Source organism: Rhodoferax saidenbachensis (genome assembly GCF_001955715.1).
GTDB classification, from domain to species: Bacteria; Pseudomonadota; Gammaproteobacteria; order Burkholderiales; family Burkholderiaceae_C; genus Allorhodoferax; species Allorhodoferax saidenbachensis.
The window spans coordinates 3,507,170-3,532,353 of the sequence record NZ_CP019239.1 but is presented as its reverse complement, the minus strand read 5'-3'; the positions used below and the strand labels follow the sequence as shown (position 1 = coordinate 3,532,353).

Annotated in this window: 25 protein-coding genes and 1 tRNA gene; 16 read left to right on the top strand and 10 right to left on the bottom strand. The window is 60.4% G+C overall.

Going from position 1 to position 25,184, the window contains the following annotated elements:
- Positions 1-111: 111 nt before the first annotated feature.
- Together RS694_RS16880 and RS694_RS16875 are read left to right on the top strand one after the other, a co-directional pair.
- The gene (locus RS694_RS16880) at positions 112-507 is read left to right on the top strand and encodes a YccF domain-containing protein (RefSeq protein ID WP_029708496.1); all 396 of its coding nucleotides are present in this window, start codon (positions 112-114) and stop codon (positions 505-507) included.
- A gap of 51 nt (positions 508-558) precedes the next feature.
- Positions 559-1,152: an SIS domain-containing protein gene (locus tag RS694_RS16875; protein ID WP_029708495.1), complete on the top strand. Its 594-nt coding sequence runs from the start codon at positions 559-561 to the stop codon at positions 1,150-1,152.
- An 89-nt stretch (positions 1,153-1,241) separates the two neighbouring features.
- On the opposite strand, the gene hemL is transcribed toward RS694_RS16875, so the two are convergent.
- On the bottom strand, positions 1,242-2,564 hold the full coding sequence (gene hemL, locus RS694_RS16870; RefSeq protein ID WP_029708494.1) for a glutamate-1-semialdehyde 2,1-aminomutase: 1,323 nt from the start codon (positions 2,562-2,564) through the stop codon (positions 1,242-1,244).
- Positions 2,548-3,456, bottom strand: a complete 909-nt coding sequence (gene thiD, locus RS694_RS16865; protein WP_029708493.1) for a bifunctional hydroxymethylpyrimidine kinase/phosphomethylpyrimidine kinase — start codon at positions 3,454-3,456, stop codon at positions 2,548-2,550. The genes hemL and thiD overlap by 17 nt, the downstream gene beginning before the upstream one ends.
- Positions 3,457-3,597: 141 nt before the next feature.
- On the opposite strand from thiD, the gene RS694_RS16860 reads away from it, so the two are divergent.
- The 6 genes from RS694_RS16860 (at position 3,598) to RS694_RS16835 (ending at position 13,363) form a co-directional block, all read left to right on the top strand.
- The gene (locus RS694_RS16860; protein ID WP_370446738.1) at positions 3,598-3,750 is read left to right on the top strand and encodes a rubredoxin; all 153 of its coding nucleotides are present in this window, start codon (positions 3,598-3,600) and stop codon (positions 3,748-3,750) included.
- Between the two features lie 65 nt (positions 3,751-3,815).
- Positions 3,816-4,214, top strand: a complete 399-nt coding sequence (locus RS694_RS16855) for a response regulator (RefSeq protein ID WP_029708492.1) — start codon at positions 3,816-3,818, stop codon at positions 4,212-4,214.
- Entirely contained in the window at positions 4,214-4,579 is a 366-nt protein-coding gene (locus tag RS694_RS16850) for a response regulator (protein WP_029708491.1), read from the top strand. Before RS694_RS16855 ends, RS694_RS16850 begins: the two co-directional genes overlap by 1 nt.
- Before the next feature lie 12 nt (positions 4,580-4,591).
- Positions 4,592-5,119, top strand: a complete 528-nt coding sequence (locus RS694_RS16845; RefSeq protein WP_029708489.1) for a chemotaxis protein CheW — start codon at positions 4,592-4,594, stop codon at positions 5,117-5,119.
- A gap of 20 nt (positions 5,120-5,139) precedes the next feature.
- Positions 5,140-7,407, top strand: coding sequence for a methyl-accepting chemotaxis protein (locus tag RS694_RS16840; RefSeq protein WP_029708488.1), 2,268 nt, complete (start codon positions 5,140-5,142; stop codon positions 7,405-7,407).
- Positions 7,408-7,468: 61 nt separating this feature from the next.
- Positions 7,469-13,363, top strand: a complete 5,895-nt coding sequence (locus RS694_RS16835; protein WP_076069846.1) for a hybrid sensor histidine kinase/response regulator — start codon at positions 7,469-7,471, stop codon at positions 13,361-13,363.
- Here the strand turns inward: RS694_RS16835 and RS694_RS16830 are convergent.
- Positions 13,336-14,829 (bottom strand): cryptochrome/photolyase family protein, encoded by a 1,494-nt coding sequence (locus tag RS694_RS16830; protein WP_029708485.1) that lies wholly within the window; start codon positions 14,827-14,829, stop codon positions 13,336-13,338. The genes RS694_RS16835 and RS694_RS16830 overlap by 28 nt on opposite strands.
- A 21-nt stretch (positions 14,830-14,850) precedes the next feature.
- On the opposite strand from RS694_RS16830, the gene RS694_RS16825 reads away from it, so the two are divergent.
- From RS694_RS16825 to RS694_RS16800, 6 genes are all read left to right on the top strand, one after another.
- Positions 14,851-15,450, top strand: coding sequence for a YqgE/AlgH family protein (locus RS694_RS16825; RefSeq protein ID WP_029708484.1), 600 nt, complete (start codon positions 14,851-14,853; stop codon positions 15,448-15,450).
- Positions 15,451-15,574: 124 nt separating this feature from the next.
- The gene (gene ruvX / locus RS694_RS16820) at positions 15,575-15,991 is read left to right on the top strand and encodes a Holliday junction resolvase RuvX (protein ID WP_029708483.1); all 417 of its coding nucleotides are present in this window, start codon (positions 15,575-15,577) and stop codon (positions 15,989-15,991) included.
- Positions 15,988-16,488 (top strand): bifunctional pyr operon transcriptional regulator/uracil phosphoribosyltransferase PyrR, encoded by a 501-nt coding sequence (gene pyrR / locus RS694_RS16815; protein WP_029708482.1) that lies wholly within the window; start codon positions 15,988-15,990, stop codon positions 16,486-16,488. The genes ruvX and pyrR overlap by 4 nt, the downstream gene beginning before the upstream one ends.
- 85 nt (positions 16,489-16,573) lie before the next feature.
- The gene (locus RS694_RS16810) at positions 16,574-17,536 is read left to right on the top strand and encodes an aspartate carbamoyltransferase catalytic subunit (RefSeq protein WP_029708481.1); all 963 of its coding nucleotides are present in this window, start codon (positions 16,574-16,576) and stop codon (positions 17,534-17,536) included.
- Between the two features lie 121 nt (positions 17,537-17,657).
- Positions 17,658-18,938 (top strand): dihydroorotase, encoded by a 1,281-nt coding sequence (locus RS694_RS16805; RefSeq protein ID WP_029708480.1) that lies wholly within the window; start codon positions 17,658-17,660, stop codon positions 18,936-18,938.
- A 15-nt stretch (positions 18,939-18,953) separates the two neighbouring features.
- On the top strand, positions 18,954-19,694 hold the full coding sequence (locus RS694_RS16800) for a lysophospholipid acyltransferase family protein (protein ID WP_029708479.1): 741 nt from the start codon (positions 18,954-18,956) through the stop codon (positions 19,692-19,694).
- Here the strand turns inward: RS694_RS16800 and RS694_RS16795 are convergent.
- The 6 genes from RS694_RS16795 to RS694_RS16770 form a co-directional block, all read right to left on the bottom strand.
- Positions 19,691-19,849: a DUF3309 family protein gene (locus RS694_RS16795; protein ID WP_037247685.1), complete on the bottom strand. Its 159-nt coding sequence runs from the start codon at positions 19,847-19,849 to the stop codon at positions 19,691-19,693. The two genes, RS694_RS16800 and RS694_RS16795, sit on opposite strands and share 4 nt — an antisense overlap.
- A gap of 140 nt (positions 19,850-19,989) precedes the next feature.
- Positions 19,990-20,064: transfer RNA gene (locus RS694_RS16790), tRNA-Arg, on the bottom strand.
- 33 nt (positions 20,065-20,097) lie between these two features.
- Positions 20,098-21,312, bottom strand: a complete 1,215-nt coding sequence (locus RS694_RS16785; protein WP_076069843.1) for a vWA domain-containing protein — start codon at positions 21,310-21,312, stop codon at positions 20,098-20,100.
- A 94-nt stretch (positions 21,313-21,406) separates the two neighbouring features.
- Positions 21,407-22,003 (bottom strand): GNAT family N-acetyltransferase, encoded by a 597-nt coding sequence (locus RS694_RS16780; RefSeq protein ID WP_029708477.1) that lies wholly within the window; start codon positions 22,001-22,003, stop codon positions 21,407-21,409.
- Between the two features lie 2 nt (positions 22,004-22,005).
- Complete coding sequence (locus RS694_RS16775; protein WP_029708476.1) at positions 22,006-22,230, bottom strand: hypothetical protein; 225 nt, start codon at positions 22,228-22,230, stop codon at positions 22,006-22,008.
- 9 nt (positions 22,231-22,239) lie between these two features.
- On the bottom strand, positions 22,240-23,094 hold the full coding sequence (locus RS694_RS16770; RefSeq protein WP_029708475.1) for an AAA family ATPase: 855 nt from the start codon (positions 23,092-23,094) through the stop codon (positions 22,240-22,242).
- An 87-nt stretch (positions 23,095-23,181) separates the two neighbouring features.
- On the opposite strand from RS694_RS16770, the gene RS694_RS16765 reads away from it, so the two are divergent.
- The gene (locus RS694_RS16765) at positions 23,182-23,847 is read left to right on the top strand and encodes a c-type cytochrome (RefSeq protein ID WP_029708474.1); all 666 of its coding nucleotides are present in this window, start codon (positions 23,182-23,184) and stop codon (positions 23,845-23,847) included.
- Positions 23,848-23,913: 66 nt separating this feature from the next.
- Here RS694_RS16765 and RS694_RS16760 read toward each other — a convergent pair whose 3' ends face one another.
- A complete protein-coding gene (locus RS694_RS16760; RefSeq protein WP_029708473.1) occupies positions 23,914-24,348 on the bottom strand; it encodes a DUF1841 family protein in 435 nt (144 codons plus the stop codon).
- A 70-nt stretch (positions 24,349-24,418) separates the two neighbouring features.
- Between RS694_RS16760 and RS694_RS16755 the strand changes: the two genes are divergently transcribed.
- Positions 24,419-25,174 carry a sulfite exporter TauE/SafE family protein gene (locus RS694_RS16755; RefSeq protein ID WP_029708472.1) on the top strand — a complete coding sequence of 252 codons (756 nt, stop codon included), beginning with the start codon at positions 24,419-24,421 and terminating at the stop codon, positions 25,172-25,174.
- Positions 25,175-25,184 lie beyond the last annotated feature (10 nt).

Below are 25,184 nucleotides of genomic sequence, written 5' to 3'. Positions count from 1 at the left end.
TGACGCCTTGATGAAGGCAACCTGCCCCAAGCATGCAATGTGCTTGGTACCTGGCACGTGTTGGCCAACGGGTACGATGCGCTGTACCGAATCACTACCTGCTTTCACACCATGCGCACCATCGGCAATATTTTCTGGTTTATCTTTGGCGGCTTCCTGATGGGCGCCGGTTGGTGGCTGGCCGGTGCAATCGCCGCCATCACCATCGTGGGCTTGCCGTGGGCCAAGGCGTGTTTTGTGATTGGGCAGTTTGCGTTTCTGCCGTTCGGCAAAGAGGCTGTGAGCCGCAAGGACCTGACGCAACAAGATGACATTGGCACGGGCGCTTTGGGGCTGGTGGGCAATGTGATCTGGTTTGTGTTGGCAGGTTGGTGGCTGGCCATCGGGCATTTGGTGTCGGCGCTGGCCTGTTTTGTCACCATCATTGGCATCCCGTTTGGTATTCAGCACGTCAAACTGGCGCTGATTGCACTGGCCCCGATCGGCAAGACCATAGTTTCCAAATAGTCGTTCCGGTCGTTACCGCGCTGCTTCGACGTAATTGGGGACAATCACTCCATGAAACACCATATCGAATCGAGCCTGCAAGAGGCGTCCTCCGCACTGGCCGCCTTGCTGGCCAACCCGGCCGCACTGGCCACCGTGGAGCAAGCAGCGCAGTTGCTGATTGCCACGTTTGAAAAGCAGGGGCGCGTGTACTCCTGCGGTAACGGTGGCTCCATGTGTGATGCGATGCACTTTGCCGAAGAGTTGACCGGCCGCTACCGCAAGGACCGCAAGGCGCTGGGGGCTACCGCCATCAGCGACGCCGGACACCTGACCTGTGTCGGCAACGACCACGGGTATGACAACGTGTTTGCCCGCTACATCGAAGGCCATGGCCGCCCCGGCGATTGCCTGGTGGCCCTGAGCACCAGCGGCACCAGCAAAAACGTGATCAAGGCCGCCGAGGCCGCCAAGGCGCTGGGCATGAAAGTCATCATCCTCAGCGGCAAACGCAGCGAAAAACTGGAGCCGCTCAGCGACGTTTATGTGTGCACGCCCGGCGGCAAATACGCAGACCGTGTGCAGGAGCTGCACATCAAGGTGCTGCACATCCTGATCGAGCTGATCGAACGTCACTTTTTTCCCGAGAACTACGTGGGCGAGTGACGCTTGCGGGCAAATCCAGCGCGTGCCAAAAAACAAAGGCTAGATGCCAAATTGGCCTCTAGCCCCCGTGGATTATGCGCAGCCAGCTTCTATTTTGATAGCAATTTGAACACGTCCGCCGCCGCCGCCGCGGTCTCTGCAATGTCCGCATCGGTGTGCGCTGCGCTCATGAAGCCGGCTTCGTACAGCGCCGGGGCGATGTAGACGCCGCGGTCCAGCAGGCCGTGGAACAGGGTGTTGAAACGGGCGTTGTCGGTGGTCATCACCTTGGCGTAGTTTTGCGGCAATTCCTTGAACAGGAAGAAGCCGAACATGCCGCCTTCGCTGTCCCCACAGAAATCCACACCCGCTTTATCAGCCGCGCCTTGCAGGCCGCTGATCAGCAACTGGGCCTTGCGGCCCAGCTCTTCGTAGAAGCCGGGTTTGCCAATTTCCTTCAGCGTGGCCAGCCCGCAAGCGGTGGCCACCGGGTTGCCTGACAGGGTGCCGGCCTGGTACACCGGGCCCAGTGGCGCGAGCTGCTCCATCACGGCGCGCTTGCCGCCAAAAGCCGCCAGCGGCATGCCACCGCCAATGACTTTGCCCAGCACCGTCATGTCGGGCTCAAAACCGGGGATGCTGCGGGCGTAGACGCTCTGTGCGCTGCCCAGCGCCACGCGCAGGCCGGTCATCACCTCGTCAAACACAAACAACGCGCCGTACTGCGTGCACAGCTCGCGGCAGCGCCGCATGAAGGGCACGCTGGCGCGCACGAAGTTCATGTTGCCGGCAATCGGCTCGATCATCAGGCAGGCCAGTTCCTTGCCGTGCAGCGCGAAAGCTTCTTCCAGTTGCTGGATGTTGTTGTATTCGAGTACCAGCGTGTGCTGCACGACCTCGGGCGGCACGCCGGCGCTGGTGGGGTTGCCAAAGGTGGCCAGACCCGAGCCAGCTTTAACCAGCAGCGCGTCTGCATGGCCGTGGTAACAGCCTTCAAATTTCAAAATCTTGCTGCGGCCCGTGGCGCCGCGCGCCAGGCGGATGGCGCTCATGCCGGCTTCGGTGCCGCTGCTGACCAGGCGCACCATGTCCATGCTGGGCACGCGCTCCAGAATCGCTTCGGCCAGTTCCACTTCGCGTTCGGTGGGGGCGCCGAAAGAGAAGCCTTCGAGCACGGCCTTTTGCACGGCTTCCACCACCGCCGGATGGCCATGGCCCAGGATCATGGGGCCCCAGGAGCCGATGTAGTCGATGTAGCGTTTGCCGTTGGCGTCCCAGAAGTAGGCGCCCTGGGCCCGCTGGATAAAACGGGGCGTTCCTCCGACGGCCTTGAAGGCGCGCACCGGCGAGTTGACGCCGCCGGGAATGACCTGGCGGGCGCGATCAAAGAGTTGCTGGTTGCGGTCGATAGTGGAATCAGTGGCGAGTGTCATTGGGCGAGATTTCAAATGCGGATTCGGGAGGCTCTTCGTCGTCGTCATCGTGCGCCCAGAACAGGCGGTCAGGGATGACCTGGCCCATGCCAGGGCGGAAACCGCTTTCCAGGCAACGGTCCAGGTAGCCCAGGGCTTCGGTGGCGGCTTCGGACAGCTCGCTGCCGGTGGCAATCAGCGCGGCCAGTGCCGCACTCAGCGTGTCGCCTGCGCCGGCAAACACGGCTTCGAAGCGTTCGAATTTGTTGCTGCACAACACCGCGGTGGGGGAGCACAACACGTTGTCGATGAATTGATCGGGCAGGGGGATGCCGGTGACCAGGGTGTAGGGCACGCCAAACTCGTGGGCGGCCTTGGCGATGTCGCGTGCCGTGGGGCTGCGCTCGGAAGTCCAGTCCGGCAGGAGCCAGCGAGAGAGTGTGCTGTGGTTTCCAACCAACACCGTTGTCTGGGGCAAAAGTAGCTCGTTGCAGGCGTCCAGGTACAGGTCGATCTGGTCTTCTTCCCACCACGAGAGATCGGGCATGTAGGCCACCAGCGGCACATCGGCGTAGTCCGAAGCCAGCTCGGCGATGGCGCTCAGATTCTCCGGGGTGCCGACAAACCCGACCTTGAAAACCTGGGCCGGCACGTCTTCCAGAATGGTGCGTGCCTGCTCGGTCACAGCCTCATCGTCAAAGGCGAAATGGTCCACCACCTCGGTGGTGTCGCGGGCATACGCGCCGGTAACCACCGGCAGTGCATGGGCGCCGACCGACGCGATGGCCGTCAGGTCTGCAGTGATTCCGCCTGCACCGCTGGGGTCGTTGGCGTTGAACACCATGACACATGCGGAGACGGTGTCATCGGCGTCTTCTTCGGTTTCTGGGGTGGGGGTGTTGGATGCCTGCATGGGTGGGTCTGTCTTCGGGTTTGTCCTCAGGCAGAATGGCGTCTTTCGTTGGGGCGCCGGGCGTTTTGCCGGGACTGCCTCTATACAATCGTTGCATTCTATTCGAAGGCCCTATAAGCTGTGACTGATACTAAGACTTGGATGTGTCTGATTTGCGGTTGGATCTATGACGAGGCCACTGGTGCCCCCGATCATGGAATCGCTCCCGGTACCTTGTGGGCCGATGTGCCCATGAACTGGACGTGCCCCGAATGCGGCGCGCGCAAGGAAGATTTTGAAATGGTTCAAATTTGAGAGTGCTGCGATAAGACAGTGCAGACTGTCTGTCTAAGCAAACGCCACTTCAGGAGCAAGGCCTTGTGAGTACCCCCGGATCAACTTTCAAAGTCCTGGTTATCGACGACAGCAACACCATTCGGCGCAGCGCCGAAATCTTCCTCAAGCAGGGAGGTCACGAGGTGATGCTGGCCGAAGACGGCTTCGATGCGCTGGCCAAGGTCAATGACTACCAGCCGCACCTGATTTTCTGTGACATCCTGATGCCCCGTCTGGATGGCTACCAGACTTGCGCCATCATCAAACGCAATGCCAAGTTTTCCGCCGTGCCGGTGATCATGCTGTCCAGCAAGGACGGCGTTTTTGACAAGGCCCGCGGCCGCATGGTGGGCGCGCAGGACTATTTGACCAAACCTTTTACCAAAGACCAGTTGTTGCAGGCAGTGCAGCAGTTCGGCGCTGTTTTGCAAGGAGCTACCTGATGTCCATAACCAAAGTATTGATCGTTGATGACTCGAAGACCGAGTTGATGTTTCTGACGGATTTGCTCCAGAAAAACGGCTACAGCGTGCGCACCGCTGAAAATGCAGACGACGCTTTCAAGCGCCTGGGCGAAGACAAGCCCGACCTGATCCTGATGGACGTGGTCATGCCAGGCCAGAACGGGTTCCAGTTGACCCGTTCCATCAACCGTACGCCCGAGTACACCGACATTCCCATCATCATCTGCACCAGCAAGAGTTTGGAGACCGACCGGGTGTGGGGCATGCGCCAGGGTGCACGCGACTACATCACCAAGCCGGTGGACGCTGCCGAGCTGTTTGCCAAGATCAAGGCGCTGGGTTGATTCGCTGAATCCATGGCCAACCGAGAAGCACTCAGAGAACTCCAGGCTCGACTGGCCAGCCGCTTGCAGGCGGCCCGCACCGAGGGTATGTCCGTTGCATGGCTTGCCGTGCGTGCCGGCGGGCGCAACTATCTTTTTCCGCTGGGCCAGTCCGGTGAAATTTTCCCGCTGGCCAACCTGCAGTCCGTGCCGTATGCGCGGGCGTGGTTTCGCGGTGTATTGAATATCCGGGGCGGTTTGTTTGGGGTGGTGGATCTGGCGGCCTATGTGGCTGAAGACGGCATTGCCCGCAACGAACCGGCCTCCACAGAGCCCAGCGTGGTGACGCTGAACGCGGCACTGGACGTGAACTGCGCTCTGCAGGTCGATGGCCTGCTGGGCCTGCGCGGCGCAGATGCCTTCAGTTCATCCTCCGCGGCTGAGGCCTCTGCCCCCGCTTATTTTGGCAACCGATTTGTTGATGCTGCGGGGGAGCATTGGCAAGAAGTCAATCTGCGTACCCTGTCCCAAACCTCCCAATTTTTGAGCATTAGCGCTTAGTTCACTGTTAAGGCCGCACCATGTCCGTCGTTGATCAACTGAAAAACCTGTTCTCCAAAAAGCCGTCTGAATCCGAGCTGGATTCACGCCTGAGCCTGGCCATGCCCGATGGTTCCAGTGACATGGCCGAGGTTGAAACGGTGCAAGTCGCGCAGATGCCAGCGGCGGAGCGCAGTGGAGATGCGAAAGACGCTTTGGCGGATGTGCCCGCAGAGCGCGGTGAGCAGATCGCAATCCCGGGCCTGGGTACCCGCACGGTGGTGGAGCACCAGCGTACGTTGTCTGTGTTGCTCGGTGCATCCCTGCTTCTGTTGGCTGGTGTGACGTTTTATACGCTGGGTCAGTCGGATAAAGTGGCACAGCAGCTTGGCGCGTTGGGCCAGTCCCTGATGCAGTCGCAACGTTTGGCCAAGTCGGTTTCGCAAGCTTTGGTGGGGAGTGCGCAGGCCTTCCCCGACGTGTCGGAAAGTACCAGCGTTTTGGCCAAAACCACGCGTGGTCTGATGTCGGGCAACGACGAGCTGCGCTTGAGCGCGCTCGATGACAGCTACCGGCCGGAACTCGACAAGGTCATGCCTTTGGTGGACCGTGCCGAAAAAAGTGCCAAGGTGGTGATGGGGCAGGAAAAAATTCTCACCCAGATCAGTTCGGCCCTGCGCCTGATTAACCGCCAGTCTTCGGATTTGCTGGAAATCGCCGAAACCATTTCCTCGCTGAAGCTGCAGCAGAACGCGCCAGCCGTGGAAATTTCTGCAGTGGGCCAACTGGTGATGTTGACCCAGCGTATTGGCAAATCGTCCAATGAGTTTTTGACGGCAGATGGCGTTAGCCCCGAAGCCGTGTTCCTGTTGGGTAAGGATTTGAATACCTTCAAGGAAATTTCCCAAGGGTTGCTGAATGGCAGCCCCGAGTTGCGCCTGAGCCCCGTCAAAGACGCCGCTACCCGTGAGCAACTCGAAGCCCTGATCCAGATGTATGAGGAGACCCGTGTACAGGCGGGCGCGATTTTGAGCAACTTGCAGGGCTTGGTGTCTGCGCGTGAAGCGCAGGGCGCCATCATTGCCGACAGCGAGCCGCTGCGCCGCAATCTGGAAGAGCTGCAGGGCAAGCTGTCCAGCCAAACCGGTATCGGTGGCGGTTCCTTGGCCGTATTGGTGGCCGCTGCGTTGCTGGCATTGGCTTGCGCGGGTGGTTTGTCCTACGTGCAGCTGCAAGACAGCCGCAAGCGCCAGGTGAACGCGGAAGACCAGCGTCTGGAAGCCGAGCGCCAGGAGCAGGAAGCCAAACGTGTGAATGATGCCAACCAGGCCGCCATTTTGCGGTTGATGAACGAATTGCAAACGGTTGCGGAGGGTGATTTGACCCAGGAAGCCACGGTGACCGAAGACATTACCGGCGCTATCGCCGACTCGGTGAACTACACGGTGGAAGAGTTGCGCTCGCTGGTGGCCAACGTACAGAACACAGCGTCCCGCGTGGCGCAGACCACGGCCGACGTGGACGCCACATCGACTGAATTGCTGGCTGCCTCCAATGAGCAACTGCACGAGATTCGCGAGACCGGCAAGTCGGTTGTGGACATGGCCGGACGTATTAATGACGTGTCCGCCCAGGCCCAGGAATCGGCCCGTGTGGCGCGCCAGTCCTTGCAGGCTGCGGAAACCGGTCTCAAGGCGGTGCAAAACGCCATCGGCGGTATGAACTCCATCCGTGACCAGATCCAGGAAACCTCCAAGCGCATCAAGCGGCTTGGCGAGTCTTCGCAGGAGATTGGTGAAATTACCGAACTGATTTCTGATATTACCGAGCAGACCAACGTGCTGGCCTTGAATGCAGCCATTCAGGCGGCGTCTGCCGGAGAAGCCGGTCGCGGCTTCTCGGTGGTGGCGGAAGAAGTGCAGCGTCTGGCGGAGCGTTCTGCCGATGCGACGCGCCAGATTTCGGCGCTGGTGAAGGCCATTCAAACGGATACGCAGGATGCCATCGGCGCTATGGAACGTTCCACCCAGGGTGTGGTGGAAGGAGCCAAGCTGTCCGATAACGCAGGTACCGCCCTGTCGGAAATTGACCGTGTGTCACGCCGGGTGGCCGATCTGATTGAGCAGATTTCCAGCTCCGCATCGCGCGAAGCCGGTTTGGCCAATGAAGTGGCCGACAACATCCAGCACATTTTTGCGGTGACGGAGCAAACCGGTGAAGGTACGCGTGTCACTGCCAACCAGGTGCGTGAGTTGTCACGCATGGCGGAAGAATTGCGGCAGTCGGTATCCCGTTTCAAAATTGCCTGAGCTTTGCGCGCGCCAAGTCCGCCACTGCCCGCCACCGTGAAATCCAGGAGAGCTTGAACCCATGTCATCGAATCCTGCCGCGTCTGCAGACAATGAATTAGCGGTCAATGACCTGGGGCCTTTGGCGTGGGTGCTGGATGAGCTGCGAAAGTCCCTGGAGGGCGCGACCAAGGCCATGCGCCGGTTTGTGCGTGACGCAGAACTGGCACGTGGCTCCGACTTGACCGAACTGGATGCCAGCCACTTGCGTATTGCGCGTCAGCAGTTGCACCAGGCGGTGGGGGCGCTGGAAATGGTGGGCCTGGGCGCGCCCGCCAAGGTGTTGCTTGCCATGGAGGCCGTGGCGCAAAAGTATGTGCAACGCCCCGAGTTGTGCAGCGACGATGCTGCCGCCAAGATCGAGCGCGCCAGCTTTGCGTTAACCGAATACCTTGAAGGCGTGCTCAAGGGCAAGAGCGCTTCTTCTGTGGCCCTGTTTCCCCAGTACCGTGCGGTGCAGGAGTTGGCCGGAGCCGATCGTATCCACCCCGCAGACCTGTGGCCCGTGGAATGGCGCTGGGTACCACTGCCTTTGCAGCAAGTGGAGCCCCTGGCCTATGCGCCGGAATTGCGCAGCCAAATGGACCGTCTGGTCCTCAAATGGGTAAAGACAGGTGATGCTGCTGCGGCCAAACGCATGGCGAGCCTGTGCTCCGGGCTGGCCCAGGACCAGAAAGCATTGGAATCACGCAGCTTCTGGACCATTGCAGAGGCCTTCTTTGAAGCGGCGTCCAAGGGACTCAGCCCGGCAGACGTCTACACCAAACGTGCGGCCTCGCGTGTGCTGCAGCAGTACGCCACATTGGCACGCGGAGAGCCGGATATTTCCGAGCGTCTGGCGCAGGACCTGTTGTTCTTTTGCTCTCTGTCTGCTCCAGCAGAAGATCAGAGTGTTCCTGCACTGCGTGCAGTCAGGGCAGCGTATGGACTGAATGCGCCAAAGGTGGTGGACTATGAAACCGAGCAGTTCGGGCGCTTTGACCCGGCATTGCTGGTATTGGCGCGCAAGCGAATTGCATCTGCAGCAGAAACCTGGTCGGCTCTGGCGGGTGGTGATACCAATCGGCTCAAGGTAGCTGCGGAGCAGTTTGCGTCGGTCGCAGACTCGGTGGTCAAGTTGCACCCCGAGAGCAGTGCACTGGCCCTGGCCCTCAACCAGGCGATCGATGCGACATTGCGCTCCGGCGCGGCACCGGCACCTGCCGTTGCGATGGAGGTGGCTACAGCGGTGCTGTACCTGGAAGCCGCCTACGAGGACATGGACCCGACAGACAGTCACATGGCGGATCGCAGCGGGCGCCTGGCGTTGCGCTTGCAGCATGTCATCGCGGGTGCGGAATCAGAGCCCATGGAAGCCTGGATGGAGGAGTTGTACCGCCGGGTCAGCGACCGTCAGACCATGGGCAGTGTGGTGGACGAGTTGCGGACCACGCTGGGCGAGGTAGAAAAGTCTCTGGACCAGTTTTTCCGCAGTCCGCAGGACAAGACCCCTTTACGTGAAGTGCCAAGCCAGTTGGCACAAATGCGGGGCGTGTTCTCGGTGCTGGGTCTGGACCAGCCGTCGCTGGCCGCGCTGCGCATGCGCGCCAGCGTGGAGCAGTTCTTGGTGGACGACGTGGACGAAGCCACCGCCCGCACCGGTATTTTCGAGAAATTGGGCAGCAGTCTGGGAGCGATGGGTTTCCTGATTGACATGCTGAGTTATCAGCGGACTTTGGCGAAGAAGCTGTTTATCTACGATGAGGAGCTGGGTGAATTCAAACCCTTGATGGGACGTGAACGGGTAGCCGCTCCAGAGCCCGTGGCGATTGACTTTACGGCGGACACCACGGTTCTGCTGACACCCCGACCAGCGCCAGTGCCTGAAGTGGCTCCGGCCGCGGTGGTCGCCCCAGAGATCGCTGTGCCTGTAGCCGTTGCGGACCCCGGGCCTGTAACCCAGGCCACGGAAGACGATGATGGCAGCGAATTGCGGGACATCTTCCTGGAAGAGGCCCGTGAAGTCGTTCACAACGGGTTGGCCGCTGTCAAGGCGCTGGCCGTAGATCCGTCCAACCTGGCAGAGCAGACGACTTTGCGGCGTGCCTTTCACACGCTCAAGGGCAGTTCGCGCATGGTGGGGCTTAACGAGTTTGGCGAAGCCGCGTGGTCATTTGAGCAATTGCTCAACACATGGCTGGCAGAGCAACGCCCTGCCAGTGATGAACTGATTACCTTGTCCACCAGTGCGATGCTCGCCTTTGGGCGCTGGGTTGAAGATATAGCAGCGGACACCGGCGTGGAATGGGATGCGCAGAACTTCCGTAATTCCTCGGATGGCTTGCGTCTGAATGGCGAATTGGTCTTGCTGCACACACCGGGTGAACCAGAGGTGGTGGAGTTGCCTCCTGCGAGCGACGCCGTACCCGACGAAGTCGAGTCATTTCCCGAAGTGGCGCTGGCTGCGGATGTGGTTGACGAGGAGCTTCAGCCTGACTTCGTGTCTACAGAGATGTTTGACGAAGAGGAGCCTGCTGCGCCTGCGCCGGTGGAGTTCGCGTCTACCCAACTGGTCAACAGCCTGGACTTTGGTGTCGAGCCGCCGAAACCGGATTTCGCATCGACGCAGTTGGTGGACAGTCTGGACTTTGGCAGCGCTGCACCGAGAACCGAATTCGCGTCTACCCAGTTGATCGACGGTTTGCTGCCGTCCCTGGACGAAAAACTGCCGGATTTCGAAATGACCCGGACGGCCAGTTTTGAACGCACCCAGGCCATCCAGACACAGGCCGCCGACCACTCTGCCGAAGATCTCCGCACAGGTGTTGAGGTTCAGGATGTTGCGCTCGAAGATTTTGATTTTGGAGATTTGGATTTCCCGGCTGCTGACGCAGCCCCGCAGGCCTCGCTGGACCATCTGGAAGTACCTCCCGTGGCAGATGCCAGCAGCGAACCAGCGGCCGATGCGCAAGGTGCAGCTGAAGAGCAGGTCAAAGTTATTGGATCGCTGCGCCTGAGCATTCCGCTCTACAACGTCTACCTCAACGAAGCAGATGAATGGTCGCGCCGTTTGCAGACCGAGTTGAGCGAATGGGGCATGGAGTTGCACCGCACTCTGCCGGATACAGCGGTAGCCCTGGCCCACTCGCTGCTCGGTAGCTCTGCCACCGTGGGTTTTACGGCCCTTTCGGAAATGGCGCGTTCGCTGGAGCAGGCCTTGCAGCATGTGCAGTTGCACCAGCAGGGATCGCCCGAAGTGGCCCAGGTGTTCAACAACGCAGCCGAAGATATCCGTCGTCTGTTGCACCAATTTGCAGCTGGCTTCCTCAAGGAGTCGGACGAATCGATTATGGCGGCCTTGCAGGCCATCACCGAAACGGAGTTCCCTGCTCCCTCACTGGAAACTGCGCCCCAGGAAGAAGATGTGTCTTCCGTGATCGAGCTGGAAGCGCAGGATACGGAAGCCCCAGTGACAGAAGCCTTGGACACGGAAGTACCCGTGCAAGTCGAAGCGGTGGAAGAAATACCTGTTGCCATACCTGTTATGGCGCCGGTTGCAACTGCTGCCCCCTTGCATATCGCGCAGGGCCTGGACGAAGACATTGATGCCCAGGACAATCTGGATGAAGACCTGTTCCCCATATTTGAGGAAGAGGCGGCCGAGCTGTTGCCCCAACTGGGCACCGCCTTGCGCCAATGGGTGGCGCACCCCGACAACATGGGTGCCCGCAGCGAAATTCTGCGTGTGTTGCACACGCTCAAAGGCAGTGCGCGTCTTGCCGGTGCCATGCGCCTGGGGGAAATGTCCCACCGCATGGAGTCCAGTATTGAGCAAGTGGGTACCGAGTCTTTGCAGTCGGTACAGCTTGAGCCTTTGTTGGCAGGTTTTGACACGTTGCAGGCTGCGTTTGCGGCCCTGGGTGCAGCACCTGCGGAAGAGGATGCTGCAGCACAGGTAGTCGCCCCGACCTCTGCGTCCGCACCTGCCAGCGGCAGTGCCCCATCTGCTGCGACCACCACTGCGATCAAATTGCCTGCGCCGGTCATGACCCATGCGCCCGTGCGCCAGACCGCTAACCAGTCGATACGTGTGCGTTCCCAGTTGCTGGACCGTCTGGTCAATCAGGCTGGCGAAGTCATGATTACGCGCTCACGCATGGACGCGCGCCTGAGCCAACTGCGTTCTTCGCTGGACGAGTTGGGTGGCAACCTGGACCGTTTGCGCCAGCAACTGCGCGATGTGGAGTTGCAGGCGGAGTCGCAGATGCAGTCGCGTCTGGCGCAGACCAAGGATTCGGCACAGGCGTTTGATCCGCTGGAGTTTGACCGCTTTACCCGGGTGCAGGAGTTGACCCGCATGATGGCCGAGTCGGTGAATGACGTGGCCACGGTGCAGCGCAACCTGCAGCGCTCGGTCGAAGGCGCCGAAGACGATCTGATTGCGCAAGGGCGCCAGGCGCGCGAGTTGCAACGCGATTTGCTGCGTACCCGTATGGTGGAGTTTGAAGGTATTTCTGATCGCCTGTATGGCGTAGTGCGCCAGGCCGCCAAAGATGCGGGCAAACAAGTCAAGCTGGACATTGTGGGCGGTTCCATCGATATGGACCGCGGTGTGTTGGACCGCATGACACCGGCGTTTGAGCACATGCTGCGCAACGCGGTAGCCCATGGCATTGAGAGTGCGGCAGTGCGCGGAAAAGCCGAAAAGCCGACGGCCGGCACCATCACCATCCACGTGAACCAGGAAAGCAACGACGTGTCCGTCGCCTTCAGCGATGACGGTGGCGGCTTGCATCTGGACAAGATCCGTGAGAAGGCGCTGGCCAATGGTGTTATCCAGGCAGGAGACGTTTTGTCCGATGACGAAGCGGCGAATCTGATTTTCATGCCCGGTTTTTCGACAGCAGAGCAGGTGACCGAGTTGTCCGGTCGGGGTATCGGTATGGATGTGGTGCGCTCTGAGGTCAACGCCTTGGGCGGGCGTATTGAAACCACCACCAAACCCGGCCAGGGCAGTACCTTCAAGCTGGTCTTGCCACTGACCACTGCGGTCACCCAGGTGGTGATGCTGCGTATGGGTGAGTTCACCATTGGCGTGCCCTCCAATCTGATGGAAACCGTGTTGCGCGTTCCCGCCAGTACGCTGGAGCAGGCCTACCAGCCGGACGGTTTTGACATGGGGGCGGAACGCATCCCCTTCTTCTGGGCGGGCGCCTTACTGCAGGTGTCTTCGCGCAGCCACGAAGCGCCGACCAAGACCTTGCCAGTAGCGGTATTCCGCAGTGCGGGCCAGCGTCTGGCCATGCATGTGGATGAAGTATTGGGCAACCGCGAAGTGGTGGTCAAAAACCTCGGCCCACAATTGGCCCGACTGCCCGGTTTGGCCGGTATGTCGGTGCTCGCGTCCGGTGCTGTGGTGCTGATTTACAACCCGGTGGCTTTGGCCTCGGTGTATGGCGATCAGGCGCGCCAATTGCGTTTGTCTTCAGGCAACCAGACCGAAGCCACCTTGGCCTTGGCCGATAGCCAGAACCCGGCATTGATGGGGGGTATGGACCTGTTGCCGCTGGTGTTGGTGGTGGATGACTCCATCACCGTGCGCCGCGTGACCCAGCGCTTGCTCAAGCGCGAAGGCTACCGTGTCGCCCTGGCGGCCGATGGTTTGCAGGCGCTGGAGAAATTGCAGGAAGAAAAACCGGCTGTGGTGTTGTCCGACATTGAAATGCCACGTATGGATGGTTTTGATCTGGCGCGCAATATCCGTGGCGACGAAAAGCTGCGCGATCTGCCGATCATCATGATCACCTCGCGCATTGCCGAGAAGCACCGTGAACACGCGCGCGAACTGGGCGTAGACCATTACCTGGGCAAGCCTTACTCCGAAGACGAACTGCTGGGCCTGGTGCGCAGTTACTGCTCTACACCGGTCGAATCTTGAGTTTTGCGGACCACCCCATAACGCTGCAGGGTGCGTGCCCGCGCCTCGGCATGGTCCACGATGGGGTGGGGGTAGTTCGTTCCTAAGGTAACGCCTGCCGCCGCCAAAACCAGTGGCTTTGCGAGCCAGGGCGCGTGGATGGATTTGGCATCCAGTGCGCCCAGTTGCGGCAGGTAACGTTTGATGAACTTGCCTTGTGCATCAAACTTCTCACTCTGGTTAATGGGGTTGAAGATGCGGAAGTAGGGCTGTGCATCACAGCCGCTGGAGCTGACCCATTGCCACCCGCCGTTGTTGGCAGACAGGTCAAAGTCGTTGAGTTGCTCTGCAAAATAACGCTCGCCCCAGCGCCAGTCCAGCCCCAGGTGTTTCACCAGAAAACTGCCCGCCACCATGCGCAGGCGGTTGTGCATGTAGCCGGTCTGGTTGAGCTGGGCCATGGCGGCGTCCACCAGCGGGTAGCCGGTGCGGCCTCCACACCAGGCCTGAAAAAGCTGCTGTGCGTGCTCGCCTGATTCCCATGCAATCTGGTCGTATTCGGGCTTGAACGCGTGTTCGGCCACGTGCGGAAAATTTGCGAGTACCTGGAAGTAGAAATCGCGCCACACCAGCTCGCTGAGCCAAACGGAAGCGCCCTCGCTGCCCTGCAGTCGTCGTTGCAATGCCAAGCCGACCAACTGTCGGATGGATACGGTGCCAAAGCGCAAATGCACGCTCAGGTAGCTGGGACCTTTGACGGAAGGAAAGTTGCGCGTCTCTTCGTACTGGTCCATGCGCTCCCAGAAATCCTCCAGCAGTTTTTTTGCCCCCGACATTCCCGTGGGAATGCGCAGATCAGGCAGGTTACCGGGCTCGAAACCCATGTCCCCTAGAGAAGGCAAGGGTGTGGACAGGGCCGGGGGGCGCTCCGCGAGGCGCGGTGCATGTGGCGTGACTTCATCAAAAGCCCTGGGGGGGACATCCCCTAGTTTGGCCAGCCAAGCCCGCATGTAAGGAGTAAAAACGCCATAAGGCTTGCCGGTTTGTGTGAGCACCTCGCGCTCTTCAAAAATCACGTGGTCTTTGAGGGTGATCAACCGGGCCTGCTGCGCAAGCAGAGCCGTTTGCACTTGGAAATCACGCGCCCGGGCTTGCGGCTCATAGTCCCGCGCCGCATAGACCGCCTGTGCGCCCAGTTGCGCCGCCAGAGCGGGAATCTCTTCTGTCGCAAAACCGTAGCGCACGATCAGGCCACCGTCTGGTTTGCCGGACAGTTGGCGCAGGCTGGCGTCCAGCTCCTGCAGGGATGCGTGGATAAAGGCCACCCGGCGGTCTGCGCGTGGCAAGCTGTCCAGAATGGCACGGTCAAAAATGAAAACACAATGCACCTGGTTGCATTGCTGCAGGGCGGTGTTCAGGGCGGCGTTGTCGTGTGTACGCAGGTCGCGCCGGAACCACACCAGCCCGGTCTGAAATTGTTGTTGCATGGCAGCCGCTAAAATCGGTAAATGTCCGGCGATTCTGCACCCATCAACCTCACGAATCACTTTCTGATCGCAATGCCCGGACTGGAAGATGCGATTTTTTCCAAAAGTGTGGTCTATGTGTGCGAGCACAGTTCCCGCGGGGCTTTGGGGCTGGTGATCAACAAACCGGCCGACATCAAAATGGCGGCGCTGTTTGACAAGGTCGATCTGCCGCTGAAACGCGCCGACCTCAGCGACAGTCCGGTGTTTCAGGGTGGTCCGGTACAGACCGAGCGCGGTTTTGTGCTGCACGAGCCGATCTTTGCCGCCCAGGATAAGCCCGAAGAATCCCTTTACGCCTCCACCATGACCATTCCCGGCGGGTTGGAGATGACCACGTCCAAAGATGTGCTCGAAGCCCTGTCCACCGGGGCCGGCCCGCGCAAGGTACTGGTGTCGCTGGGCTACTCGGCCTGGGGCGAAGGGCAACTGGAGACCGAGCTGGGCGAAAACAGCTGGTTGACGGTGGATGCCGACCAGGCCGTCATTTTTGACACGCCAGTCGAGCAACGCTACGACAAGGCGCTGGCATTGCTGGGGCTGCAGGCCTGGATGATCTCCACGCAGGCGGGGCACGCATGAACGCAGCGCCGGGCCGCCCCAAGCAAGTTCGCACCGCAGCCTGCAGGGCGAAGGTTTTTCTGTACGCAGCGCCGCGCCGCCCCCAACAAGCGCGCACCGTAGCCCGCAGGGTGAAGGTGTTCCTGTGAACCAGCAGTCGTTGGTGGCAGTGCCCGCGACATGGACCAGTTTTATTGCATTCGACTTCGGCCTGAAACGCACCGGTGTCGCGGTGGGCAACCGCATTCTGGGCACCGCCCAGCCGCAGGGCTCGATCCATGCCGAAGGCGACGCGCGTTTTGTGCAGATTGCGCAGCGCATCAAGGAATGGCAACCCGACGCCATCGTGATCGGCGTGCCTTACCACCCGGACGGCGCACCGCATGAAAACACCGCACGCGCCAAAAAATTCGGCCGCCAGTTGCATGGCCGCTTCGGCCTGCAGGTGTTTGAGGTGGATGAGCGTTACAGCACCACAGAGGCGATTGCCTCCGGGGCCAAGGATGCCGACGCAGCATCGGCCTGCATTATTCTGGAACAGTTTTTAAGGAGTTTGGCGTGAGTACGTTAACTTTGGATGCAGAGGCGTTGTACCGCGAACTGCTGCGCGGTGTGCGACAGTTATGCCATGCGGATACCAAATTGGTCGGCATCACCTCAGGCGGTGCCTGGTTGGCCGAACGGCTGCAGGCGGACCTGCAACTGCCCGGCAAGGCCGGCAGCATTTCTTCGGCCATGCACCGTGATGACTTTGCACAACGCGGCCTGTCCAATGGCGGGCAAACCCATATCCCGTTCGATGTGAACGGCGCCGACATCCTGGTGCTGGATGACGTGCTTTACACCGGACGCACCATCCGCGCGGTACTGAACGAACTTTTTGATTACGGCCGCCCTGGCAATGTGCGTCTTGCTGTGCTGGTAGACCGTGGTGGACGTGAGCTTCCGGTGCAGGCCGACTTTGCGGCGGCGCGTGTCACGCTGGGAGCCAAGCAGTCACTGGCGCTGGCGCGTAGCGATACGGGTGTATTCAGCTTCGACGTGAAGGAAATGGAATGAGCCCCCACGTTCACCACTTCGTGTATTCACTGCCCCCCAAAGGGGCGCAGGCCTCCCTTGGGACGGCCCGGCGGAAGGCCTAAGCATGTTCTACAAACGCAATCCCCAACTCAACAAAAACGGCGAGCTGATCCATCTGTTATCGGTGGAAGGCCTGCCCAAAAGCATCCTCACCCACATCCTGGACACTGCTACCAACTTCGTCTCGGTCAATGACCGTGAGGTGAAGAAGGTGCCGCTGTTGCGCGGCAAGAGCGTTTTCAACCTGTTCTTTGAGAACAGCACGCGCACCCGCACCACCTTCGAGATCGCTGCCACGCGCCTGTCAGCGGACGTGATCAATCTGGACATCGCGCGCTCCAGCGCCTCCAAAGGCGAGTCGCTGCTGGACACCATCGCCAACCTGAGCGCGATGGCGGCAGACATGTTCGTCGTGCGCCACAGCGAGTCGGGTGCACCCTACCTGATTGCCCAGCACGTGGCACCGCATGTGCATGTGATCAACGCTGGTGACGGGCGCCACGCCCACCCCACGCAGGGGCTGCTGGACATGTTCACCATCCGGCATTTCAAGAAAGACTTCAGCAACCTCACGGTGGCCATCGTGGGCGACGTGTTGCACTCGCGTGTGGCACGTTCCGACATCCATGCGCTCACCACACTGGGCTGTGCCGAAGTGCGCGTTGTCGGCCCCAAGACCCTGGTGCCTTCGGATATGGCGCAAATGGGCGTGCGCGTGTGCCACACGCTGGAAGAGGGCATCAAGGATGCCGACGTCATCATCATGTTGCGCCTGCAGAACGAACGTATGAGCGGCGCACTGCTGCCCTCCAGCCACGAGTTCTTCAAGAGTTATGGCCTGACGCCCGAGAAGCTGCAACTGGCCAAGAGCGACGCCATCGTGATGCACCCTGGCCCCATCAACCGCGGGGTCGAGATTGATTCGGCAGTGGTCGATGGCAAGCAAAGCGTGGTGCTGCCGCAAGTCACTTTCGGCATCGCAGTACGCATGGCGGTGATGAGCATCGTGGCGGGGAATGAAGCATGAATGTGGCCCCCACGCTCCGCCGCCACGCGGGTCGCTGCCCCCCGAGGGGGCTAATTCCGCTTGGGGCGGCCCGGCGCGGAATTGTCATTTCGCAGGCGACTGAATTGGTGGAAAGCAAATTATGAGAACTTTGATCAAAGGTGGCCGGGTGATCAATCCTGCCAGTGGTTTGGATGAAAAATCCGACGTAGCCCTTGTGGGGAGTGCGGTAGCAGCTATTAAAAATATAGCGTCTGACTTCCAGCCGGATACCGTGATTGACGCTACGGGCTGCATCGTTTTGCCCGGTCTGGTGGATTTGTCGGTGCGCCTGCGCGAGCCCGGCCATGAGCACGAAGGCATGTTGGCGTCCGAACTGGCCGCTGCGGTGGCCGGCGGTGTGACCAGCGTGGTCTGCCCGCCCGACACCGACCCGGTGCTCGATGAAGCCGGGCTGGTGGAAATGCTGCGTTACCGTGCCAAGACACTGAACCAGTCGCGTGTGTACCCCCTGGGTGCACTCACCCGTGGTTTGCAGGGCGAAGTGCTGACCGAAATGCTGCAACTCACTCAGGCGGGTTGTGTGGCTTTCAGCCAGGCCGAAGTGCCGCTGGCCAACACCCAGGTACTGCAGCGCGCGCTGCAGTACGCCAGCACCTTTGGTTATGCCGTGTGGCTGCGTCCGCAGGAGCTGCACCTGGGCAAAGGCGTGGCGGCCAGCGGTCCGCTGGCCACGCGCATGGGCCTGTCGGGCATTCCCGTGGCGGCAGAAACCATTGCGCTGCACACCATCTTTGAGCTGGTGCGTGCCACCGGTGCGCGTGTGCACCTGTGCCGCCTGAGCAGCGCGGCCGGTGTGGCCCTGGTGCGCCAGGCCAAGGCCGACGGTCTGCCCATCAGCTGCGACGTCAGCATCAATTCCCTGCACCTGACCGACATGGACATGGGCTACTTTGACAGCCGCATGCGCCTGACGCCACCACTGCGCCAGCAGCGCGACCGCGATGCATTGCGTGCCGGTCTGGCCGACGGAACGATTGATGCGCTGGTGTCGGACCACACGCCTGTGAGCGAAGACGAAAAGGCATTGCCTTTCGCCGAAGCCGAGCCGGGTGCGACTGGGCTGGAGTTGCTGCTGAGCCTGACCCTCAAGTGGGCGCAGGACGCGAATGTACCGTTGCCGCGCGCGTTGGCCGCCGTGACCAGTGCACCTGCCGGTGTGCTGGGTGCCGCGCTGGGCACCGCCGGGCAATTGGTCGTGGGTGGCGAGGCGGACATCTGTGTGTTCGACCCGCAGGCCACCTGGACGGTAGAGCCCGCTGCACTGCGCAGCCAGGGGCGCCACACCCCCTTTGGCGGGCTGGAGCTGCCCGGGCGCGTCCGTGCCACGCTGGTCGGCGGGCACCTTGCCTACCAGGCTTGACGGGCAAGCGTGGGCATGAAGCAGTTACGCGCTTGTTGGCGACTGTGTCGCGTGACCGTACACGTGTTGGTGGGGGCGTGGACCATCCGCTTCAACTTCTCACACCTCTCGCAGGCCGAAAAAAATGCGGCTGTTCAGGTCTGGGCCCGCGCCATGCTTGCGCGGTTAGCTATCAAATTGGTAGTGGAGGGGCAGCCCCCTGAAACCGGTCCGGTGCTGCTGGCCGCCAACCATATCTCCTGGCTGGATATTGTGGTGATGCACGCAGCACGCCACTGCCGCTTTATCTCCAAGGCTGACGTACAGCACTGGCCTATCGTCGGAATACTGGCCACCGGCGCGGGCACGCTCTACATCGAACGTGAGTCGCGCCGCGATGCCATGCGCGTGGTCCACCACATGGCCGAGCGCCTGCAGGCGGGCGATATTCTTGCGGTTTTTCCAGAAGGCACCACCGGTGACGGTGTTGCGTTGCTGCCTTTTCACGCCAACCTGCTGCAAGCCGCCATCTCGGCCCACGCGCCCATCCATCCGGTCGCGCTGCATTTCATGGATGGCGTGACGGGCGCACAGAGTTTTGCGCCCTGTTATGTTGGAGCCGACACCCTGCTTGGCTCCTTGTGGCGCACGTTGTGCACACAGGATCTGGTTGCCGTCGTGCGCTTTGGCGATCCGCAATCGGCAGAAGGTCGCGACCGCCGCGCCTGGGCCGCCGATTTGCACGAGACCATTACGCAGATGCGCGCGCAGGCCTAAATCCGCCCCATCACCAAAAGAATGACCAGGATGAGGACAACCAGCCCGAGTCCGCCAGTAGGCCCGTACCCCCAGCTTCGGCTGTGCGGCCAGGTGGGTAGTGCGCCCACCAAGAACAGGATAAGAATAATCAGCAGTATGGTTCCGAGACTCATGGAGCGCTCCTTGAAGTGAATAGGCTTGGCGTGTCGTTGGAGATCACGCTAATCACGGCGACGTGTTGCGTCGTGTGGCCCAAGCTTCGGGCAATCAAGGGGGCCGGTCGGTGCGTTGGCGCACGTTCGGATGGATGGAATGGTGCCCCCGACAGGAATCGAACCTGTATCTGCCCCTTAGGAGGGGGCCGTTCTATCCATTGAACTACGGAGACAGAGCCCCGGAATTGTAAGGGCCGACTCTGGCGCTATTTGGTGAGATGCCGCATGGCCTCTTCGAGGCCCTTGAGGGTCAGCGGATACATGCGGTTGTGCATGATTTGTTGTACGACGCTGATGCTCTGGCGGTATTGCCAGACGCCTTGGGGCTCGGGGTTGATCCAGGCGAATTTGGGGAAGGCGTGGATCAGGCGCTGCAGCCATTCAGCGCCCGCTTCTTCGTTGTTGTATTCCACGCTGCCACCGGGCTGCAAAATTTCGTAAGGGCTCATGGTGGCGTCGCCCACGAAGATCAGCTTGTAGTCTTTGTTGTACTTGCGGATGATGTCCCAGGTCTCGAACTTTTCGGCAAAGCGGCGTCGGTTGTTCTTCCACATGAAGTCGTAGACGCAGTTGTGGAAGTAATAAAACTCCAGGTGTTTGAACTCGGTCTTGGTGGCGCTGAACAACTCTTCCACACGCGCGATGTGTTCGTCCATCGTGCCTCCCACGTCCATCAGCAGCAATACTTTGACGTTGTTGTGCCGCTCGGGGCGCATCTTTATGTCCAGGTAGCCGGCGTTGGCCGCTGTGCGGCTGATGGTTTCGTCCAGATCCAGCTCGTCTTCATGGCCCTCGCGCGCGAACTTACGCAGGCGGCGCAGCGCGACCTTGATGTTGCGCGTGCCGAGCTCCTGGGTGTCGTCGTAATCCTTGTAGGCGCGCTGGTCCCAGACCTTGACCGCGCTCTTGTTGCGCCCCTTGTCCTGCCCGATGCGGATACCTTGCGGGTTCTGCCCATTGGCGCCGAACGGCGAGGTCCCGCCTGTGCCAATCCACTTGCTGCCGCCTTCGTGGCGTTCCTTCTGCTCTTCCAGGCGCTTCTTGATGGTTTCCATCAATTCGTCCCAGCCCATCTTTTGGATCTTGGCGAGTTCTTCGGGGCTGAGGTTCAGCTCCAAATTCTTGCGCAGCCACTCCAGTGGAATGTCCTTGGTGAAGTCGGCAATCATCTCCACGCCCTTGAAGTAGGCGGCAAAGGCGCGGTCGAACTTGTCGTAGTGTTTCTCGTCCTTCACCAGCGACGTGCGGCTCAGGTAGTAGAAGTCGTCAATCTTGTAGCCGCTGGGCTCTGCATCGTCTTCGGGGTCTGGCGCGTTGGGGCCAACCACACCTTTTTGCAGTGCTTCGAGCAGGGTCAGGTATTCCTTGACCGAGACCGGCAGCTTGGCGGAGCGCAGGGTGTAGAAGAAATCCAGCAGCATGTCATGCCTCCCGACGAGCCGCCTCTAGGGTGGCATGCGCCCCCTCGGGGGGCCACGAACGCAAGTGAGTTTGGGGGCTCATAGCTCTGCCTCCTCAGGCGCGTGGCTTGTCCAGCAGGTACAGCAACTGTGCCTTGGCCTCAGGCCATTCGCCGCTGCGCATGCTGTACATCACGGTGTCGCGGATGGTGCCGTCGCGGCGCAGCGCGTGGCCACGGATCACGCCGTCTTTTCTGGCGCCCAGGCGTTCAATGGCTGCCTGGGATTTGAAGTTGAAGTTGTCCGTGCGCCAGCCGACCACATGGCAGCCCAAGGTTTCAAACGCATGTGTCAGAAGCAGCAGCTTGGCCGTGGTGTTGACGTGGCTGCGCTGGCTGCTTTGGCCGTACCAGGTCCAGCCGATCTCTACGCGTTTCACCGCGGGCACGATGTCGTGGTAACTGGAGCAGCCCAGCAGCTTGCCGGTGGCCGACTCCAGCACGGCAAACGCAAAGCGATTGCCAGCTTCACGCATGGCCAGCGCGTCTTCGATGTATTTGCGGGTGTGTTCGGGCTCAGGCACCGAGGTGATGCGCAGCTTCCACAACTCGCCATCGGCGGCGGCTGCGCGCAGGCCGGCCTCGTGGTCCAGGGTCAGCGGCACCAGGTCCACGCCGCGTGCGGACAGTTTGACGGGCTCTACAAAAGCCATGTTTATTCCTCGTTTTTGCCTGCGTTGCGTGCGGCCTGCCAGCGGCGGGCCAGGTGCAAGCCACCGCCACCACCCAAGCCGGCCAGCAGGATGCCGCCCATGCTGGCGTTGCTGTATCCCGGGGCAAAGATGTCCCAGCCCAGCATTTGCCCAATCCAGAAACCCAGCAGCGCGCCACCCACAAAACCGATGGCATCGGCAAGACCTTCAATGAAAAGTTTGTTCATGGCCCGTCCTTAGCGGTTGTGGCGTTGCATGAACATCAGCTTCTCGAACAGGGTCGAGTCCTGTTCGTTCTTCAGCAGCGCACCCACGAGTGGCGGCACGGCCATTTTGTCGTCCTTGCTTTGCAGGGCCTCGAGCGGAATGTCTTCGGCCAGCAACAGTTTGAGCCAGTCCAGCAGTTCGCTGGTGGAGGGCTTCTTCTTCAGGCCAGGCAGGTTGCGCACGTCATAAAACGTCTTCATGGCCGCGGTGAGCAGTTCTTTTTTGAGGCCGGGGAAATGCACCTCCACGATGCTTTTCATGGTGTCGGCATCGGGGAACTTGATGTAGTGGAAGAAGCAGCGGCGCAAAAATGCGTCGGGCAGCTCCTTTTCGTTGTTGGAGGTGATGAAGACCAGCGGCCGGTGTTTGGCCTTGATCAGCTCGCGGGTCTCGTAGCAGTAAAACTCCATACGGTCGATTTCGCGCAACAAGTCGTTGGGAAACTCGATGTCGGCCTTGTCGATCTCGTCAATCAGCAGTGCCACCGGCTTGTCGGCCGTGAAGGCTTGCCACAACACGCCCTTGACGATGTAGTTGTGGATGTCCTTGACGCGCTCACCGCCGTCAATGTCCGAGAGCTGCGAATCGCGCAGGCGGCTGACCGCGTCGTACTCGTACAGGCCCTGCTGCGCCTTGGTCGTGGATTTGATATGCCACTGCAGCAGCGGCATGTCCAGCGCCTGGGCCACTTCCTCGGCCAGCATGGTTTTTCCGGTGCCGGGTTCGCCCTTGACCAGCAGGGGCCGCTGCAGCGTAATGGCCGCATTGACGGACAGCATCAGGTCCTGGGTAGCGACGTAGTTCTTGGTTCCGTGGAATTTCATGGTGCAGTATTGACTTAGCAGGTTGGAGGTAGCCGATATAATGACCCGGTCGCTTTATACCAATCACCGTCTGATTGTCCTCGCAAAATGAACAAATTGCTGTTGTCCCTATCCGCTGTGCTTGTCGCTTCTGTGACCGCTTTTTCGGCCCACGCGCAGGAGGTCAAGGGTGATGCCAAGGCTGGCGAGAAGAAAGTGGCCATGTGTATTGGCTGCCACGGCATCGTGGGTTACCAGGCCAGTTTCCCCGAGATCCACAAGGTCCCCAAAATTTCGGGGCAGGGCGCGGGCTACATCACTGCCGCGTTGAATGCCTACAAAAAAGGTGAACGCAAACATCCGTCCATGCGCGGCATTGCGGACTCGCTGAGTGACCAGGACATCGCAGACTTGTCGGCCTTCTACGCCGCCAGCGGTTCCGTGGAAGGCGCGGCCCCTCTGGGCGCAGCCCTCGCTGCCACAGGCAAGGCGGCAGAACTGATCGCCAAGGGCAACTGTGCTTCCTGCCACGGTGATAGTTTCAGCAAACCGATTGACCCTTCTTACCCCAAGATCGCTGGCCAGCACAGCGACTATCTGTTTGTGGCACTCAAGGCCTACAAGACAGAAGGCAACGCACAAATCGGCCGCAGCAACGGCGTGATGGGTGGGGTCGCCAAACAGTTCTCCAATGCAGAACTCAAGGAAATGGCCAACTACCTGGGCCGTTTGCCGACAGAACTCAAGACGGTGCCAGAAAGCCGCTTCCGCTGAGCGCTCCCCAGACAATAAAAAAAGCCGCTGACAAGCGGCTTTTTTTATTTTCTGGGTCGCTGGGGTTTAGTCCTTGGTCGCGTGCCGCTGCACGCAGGCGATGTAGGCGTCGCCGTCCGGCGGGCGACCTGCGCGTTGGCTTTCCCACAGCATTTGCCCCAAGCACTCCATGGCCTCGTGGTGCGCTTGGTGCAGCGAGTTGCGCTTGTGGGTGAGAAGCTCCACCGCCTGGCGGATGCCGCGCGGCTGGTCAATGCTGCACTGCTCGCTGATGGACAGGTGCATGGAGAGGTGCAGAAACGGATTGGTGCGCCCTTCGGTTGCTTCGTACATCGTGGCCAGTGCAAGATCCACATCGGCAAAGTCGGCGTGGTACTCGGGGTGCTCGTCCATCCATTGCGCTGCTATGGTTTCAATAGCTTCCAGTGCAACACCCGTGCGGGCTTTGGCATAAGTGGAGCAAAAAAATCGACGTACGTCTTCTTGGGAAGGGCTGAACATGGTGCGAGGTTAGCACGGGTATCGCTGTGCCGCTCATGGGCACTTTGGATTCTTCGGTACAGTCCTTGGCATGACGTTTCCGCTTATCACCGATCCTTATTTCTACGCCGTCACCATTCCAGCCGTGCTGCTGCTGGGCATCAGCAAAAGTGGTTTTGGTGCCGGGTTTGGTTCGCTGGCCGTGCCCATGATGGCACTGGCTGTCACGGTGCCCGAGGCGGCTGCGATTTTGATGCCGGTACTGTTTGTGATGGACGTGCTGGGCATGGCGGCGTTCCGCAAGGACTTTGACATGCAGTTGCTGAAGTTTTTGTTGCCGTTTGGCATGTTGGGCATTGTTATCGGTGCGCTGCTGTTCAAAATACTCAATGCCCATACGGTGGCTGCCATGGTGGGCGGCTTCACGCTGCTGTTCCTCGCGCAGCGCCTGCTGTTCCCGCCCAAGGCAGACAGTGCACCACCACCGCGGTGGCTGGGGGCGCTGCTCACCACCACATCGGGTTTTACCAGCTTCATCGCGCATGCGGGCGGACCGCCCATCAACGCCTATGTGATTCCACTCAAGCTATCTCCAGTGAAGTTCACCGCCACCATGGCGTTCTTCTTCTTTGTGGTGAACCTCAGCAAATGGATTCCCTACGGCATGTTGGGCCTGCTGGACATGCGCAATATGGCCACCAGCCTAGTACTGCTGCCGATTGCGCCCATCGGCGTGTGGATAGGCGTGCGCCTGGCGCGGCGCATCAGCCAGGTGTTGTTCTACCGCTTTCTGTATGCGGGGATGCTTTTGACCGGGGTGAAGCTGCTGTGGGATGGTCTGCATTAGTCCCGTGAAT

Bases quoted from the DNA above. Each gene is read 5' to 3' on its own strand.
- RS694_RS16880 (WP_029708496.1), top strand. From the start codon at position 112: ATGCGCACCATCGGCAATATTTTCTGGTTTATCTTTGGCGGCTTCCTG.
- RS694_RS16875 (WP_029708495.1), top strand. From the start codon at position 559: ATGAAACACCATATCGAATCGAGCCTGCAAGAGGCGTCCTCCGCACTG.
- hemL (WP_029708494.1), bottom strand. From the start codon at position 2,564: ATGACACTCGCCACTGATTCCACTATCGACCGCAACCAGCAACTCTTT.
- thiD (WP_029708493.1), bottom strand. From the start codon at position 3,456: ATGCAGGCATCCAACACCCCCACCCCAGAAACCGAAGAAGACGCCGAT.
- RS694_RS16860 (WP_370446738.1), top strand. From the start codon at position 3,598: ATGTGTCTGATTTGCGGTTGGATCTATGACGAGGCCACTGGTGCCCCC.
- RS694_RS16850 (WP_029708491.1), top strand. From the start codon at position 4,214: ATGTCCATAACCAAAGTATTGATCGTTGATGACTCGAAGACCGAGTTG.
- RS694_RS16845 (WP_029708489.1), top strand. From the start codon at position 4,592: ATGGCCAACCGAGAAGCACTCAGAGAACTCCAGGCTCGACTGGCCAGC.
- RS694_RS16840 (WP_029708488.1), top strand. From the start codon at position 5,140: ATGTCCGTCGTTGATCAACTGAAAAACCTGTTCTCCAAAAAGCCGTCT.
- RS694_RS16835 (WP_076069846.1), top strand. From the start codon at position 7,469: ATGTCATCGAATCCTGCCGCGTCTGCAGACAATGAATTAGCGGTCAAT.
- RS694_RS16830 (WP_029708485.1), bottom strand. From the start codon at position 14,829: ATGCAACAACAATTTCAGACCGGGCTGGTGTGGTTCCGGCGCGACCTG.
- RS694_RS16825 (WP_029708484.1), top strand. From the start codon at position 14,851: ATGTCCGGCGATTCTGCACCCATCAACCTCACGAATCACTTTCTGATC.
- RS694_RS16810 (WP_029708481.1), top strand. From the start codon at position 16,574: ATGTTCTACAAACGCAATCCCCAACTCAACAAAAACGGCGAGCTGATC.
- RS694_RS16805 (WP_029708480.1), top strand. From the start codon at position 17,658: ATGAGAACTTTGATCAAAGGTGGCCGGGTGATCAATCCTGCCAGTGGT.
- RS694_RS16800 (WP_029708479.1), top strand. From the start codon at position 18,954: ATGAAGCAGTTACGCGCTTGTTGGCGACTGTGTCGCGTGACCGTACAC.
- RS694_RS16795 (WP_037247685.1), bottom strand. From the start codon at position 19,849: ATGAGTCTCGGAACCATACTGCTGATTATTCTTATCCTGTTCTTGGTG.
- RS694_RS16785 (WP_076069843.1), bottom strand. From the start codon at position 21,312: ATGCTGCTGGATTTCTTCTACACCCTGCGCTCCGCCAAGCTGCCGGTC.
- RS694_RS16780 (WP_029708477.1), bottom strand. From the start codon at position 22,003: ATGGCTTTTGTAGAGCCCGTCAAACTGTCCGCACGCGGCGTGGACCTG.
- RS694_RS16775 (WP_029708476.1), bottom strand. From the start codon at position 22,230: ATGAACAAACTTTTCATTGAAGGTCTTGCCGATGCCATCGGTTTTGTG.
- RS694_RS16770 (WP_029708475.1), bottom strand. From the start codon at position 23,094: ATGAAATTCCACGGAACCAAGAACTACGTCGCTACCCAGGACCTGATG.
- RS694_RS16765 (WP_029708474.1), top strand. From the start codon at position 23,182: ATGAACAAATTGCTGTTGTCCCTATCCGCTGTGCTTGTCGCTTCTGTG.
- RS694_RS16760 (WP_029708473.1), bottom strand. From the start codon at position 24,348: ATGTTCAGCCCTTCCCAAGAAGACGTACGTCGATTTTTTTGCTCCACT.
- RS694_RS16755 (WP_029708472.1), top strand. From the start codon at position 24,419: ATGACGTTTCCGCTTATCACCGATCCTTATTTCTACGCCGTCACCATT.